Origin of the sequence: Cupriavidus sp. L7L (assembly GCF_004353535.1) — a bacterium.
In the GTDB taxonomy this organism is placed as follows: domain Bacteria; phylum Pseudomonadota; class Gammaproteobacteria; order Burkholderiales; family Burkholderiaceae; genus Cupriavidus; species Cupriavidus oxalaticus_A.
Genome location: NZ_SMNY01000107.1, coordinates 1 through 2,484 on the forward strand (window position 1 = coordinate 1; position 2,484 = coordinate 2,484).

Annotated in this window: 2 protein-coding genes; both read right to left on the bottom strand. The window is 63.7% G+C overall.

Annotated elements, in window-relative coordinates; all coding sequences use genetic code 11:
• Positions 1 to 93 precede the first annotated feature (93 nt).
• Entirely contained in the window at positions 94 to 849 is a 756-nt protein-coding gene (istB, locus tag E1J61_RS36060; protein ID WP_133098548.1) for an IS21-like element ISRme9 family helper ATPase IstB, read from the bottom strand.
• Between the two features lie 7 nt (positions 850 to 856).
• The gene (gene istA, locus E1J61_RS36065; RefSeq protein ID WP_133098549.1) at positions 857 to 2,410 is read right to left on the bottom strand and encodes an IS21-like element ISRme9 family transposase; all 1,554 of its coding nucleotides are present in this window, start codon (positions 2,408 to 2,410) and stop codon (positions 857 to 859) included.
• Positions 2,411 to 2,484 lie beyond the last annotated feature (74 nt).

Consider the following 2,484-nt stretch of genomic DNA (forward strand, 5'->3'; position numbering starts at 1 on the left):
TGCGGATTTCGGTGAAGGTGATCAGCGGTTTCGGCGAACGTGATCAGGGAAGGAAGGTGGTACTGCGCGGTCAGGAGATTGTAGCGTAGGTGATCACGATGCCCGTTTCTTGGCGTCGGTAGCCGAGCGCTTGCGCATGGATTCGCCTTTGAGCGATACCTTGTGCGCCTGGTGGACCAGCCGGTCCAAGATGGCGTCAGCCAGCGTCGGATCATTCAACCACTGGTGCCAATGCTCAATCGGGAGCTGGCTGGTCACGATGGTCGAGCGAGTGCCGACGCGATCGTCCAGAACTTCCAGCAGATCGCCGCGTGCGCTTTCAGAAGGCTCCTGTAGGCCCCAGTCGTCCAGCACCAGGACATCGATGCGCGCGAGCTGCGCCAGGCGGCGGGTGAAGCTCCCGTCGCCGTGGGCGATCTGCAGTTCCTCGAACAGTCGCGGCACCCGCAGATAGAGCGCAGAGAATCCCTGCCGACAGGCCTGCTGAGCAAACGCACAGGCCAGCCAGGACTTGCCGGCACCGGTCGCTCCGGTCAGGATGAGACTCTGAGCATTGCGGATCCAGTCGCAACTGGCCAGGCTGGCGACCAGCCGCTGGTCAAGGCCGCGGCTGCCGTCATAAACCACATCCTCGAGGCATGCCTGGGTGTGCTTGAGCTTGGCCGAGCGCAGCAGCCGCTCCAGGCGCCTGGTGTCGCGCCAAGCAATCTCCCGGTCGACCAGCATGGAGAAGCGTTCCTCGAACGGCAGGCTGGAGCTAGCGGTCAGGGCAGACTGTTCCTCGAAGGCCCGCGCCATCCCGTCGAGCTTGAGGGCCTTGAGCTGGCCGACGGTGTGTTGCATCAGCATAGTTTTCCTAATGGTAGTAGTCGGGTCCGCGCACGTTGTCGTGCATGGGGGAATGCCACTCGGTTTGCGATACCGGCAGAGTGGCTTGCCGGTCCAGATGGTTTTCAAGGATGGAGACCACCGACTTACGCGTGAGCGAGCCAATGGCGACGGCGCGGGCGCAAGCGGCTTCGAGCCGCTCCTTGCTGTACTTCTTGGCCAAACTCAGCAGACCCAGGCAGGCGCGATAGCCCATCTCGGGATGGCTCTTGTGGGTGAGCTGGTATTCGACGATGACGGCGACGTTGGGCCCAATCGAGGCTGCCCATTTGAGCAGCCGGCCGGGCGTCCATTCGAGGTGCGCGCGGTGGGCCACCGGCATGTGTTCCTTGACCGTGCTGTGGCTGCCCTTGCGGGTATTGCGCGCGTGCAGCGCCACCCGTTTGCCACCGTACAGGATCTCGATGGTGTGGCGGGTTACGCGAGCCTCCACCGCCTTGCGCACCAGGGCATGCGGCACGCTGTAGTAATGGCCGTCGATCTCGACGTGGTAGTCGACGTTGACGCGGCACTGTTTGAACGTTGCAACTTCGTAGCGCCGCGGCGGCAGCGGTCGCAGCACTGGCCGGTCCAACCGCTCGAACCACTCCCGGCGCGTGCCAGGCAGCTTCTTGAACGGTCGGTCGTTCAGGTCGGCGACGAGCTTCTTGATAGCCTTGTTGAGCTCGCCCAAGCTGTAGAAGCGGTGATTGCGCAGCCGCGCCAGAATCCACCGCTCGACGATCAGCACGCCGGTCTCGACCTTGGCCTTGTCTTGCGGTTTGCGCGGACGCGCCGGCAGCATGGCCGTGCCGTAGTGATGAACGAAGTCCTCCGCAGTACGGGACAGCACTGGCTCATACCGGTCAGGGCGAGCCACCAGCGCGCGCGGGTTATCCGGCACAAGCAGCTCGGGCACGCCGCCGGCGTATTCCATCGCGCAGACCATTCCCCCGATCCAGTCGGCGGTGGTCTGCCCCCGGGTGGCGCATGCGTATGTGTAATTCGACGCGCCCAACACAGCAACGAAGATGCTGGCTTCGAAGGCAAGGCCGCCCTCGGCATCCAGAATCGGCACCATCTGACCGGCGAAGTCAGCAAACAGCTTTTCGCCGGCGCGGTGCTGCTGGCGCATCGACCGCTTGAGCGTCGCTGCCCAGTCCCGGTAACGGCAGCAGAATTGCGTGTATTGGTAAATGGGGACCCCGGGATTCGCCTCCAGGTATTCCTCCCACAGCAACTGCAGTGTCACGCCCTTGCGGCGCAACTCGCGATGCAGATAGGGGAAGTCCGGCGTCACCCGCCCGCCCGGACTGTTGGCCGGCTTCTGCGCGCCGAACAGCCGCTGCTCCAGCGTATCTTCGTTCAGGCTGTCCGCCTGCGGCCAATCCAGCCCCGCTGCCTTCGCCATTGCCGCGTACTGCGAAACGGCGCCAACACTCACACCTGTCGCCCTAGCGATCTGCCGGTGCGAAAGGCCACACGCCCACTTCAGGCGAAGCACTTCCTTGATTTTGCGCATGGTCATCCGGTTGGCCGGCATCAGCTTGCTTCCTTGAAAAAAGGAAGCAGCGTATCGCCGGCGTTCTAGTCCATGCGCAGTCCCACCCCTAACCC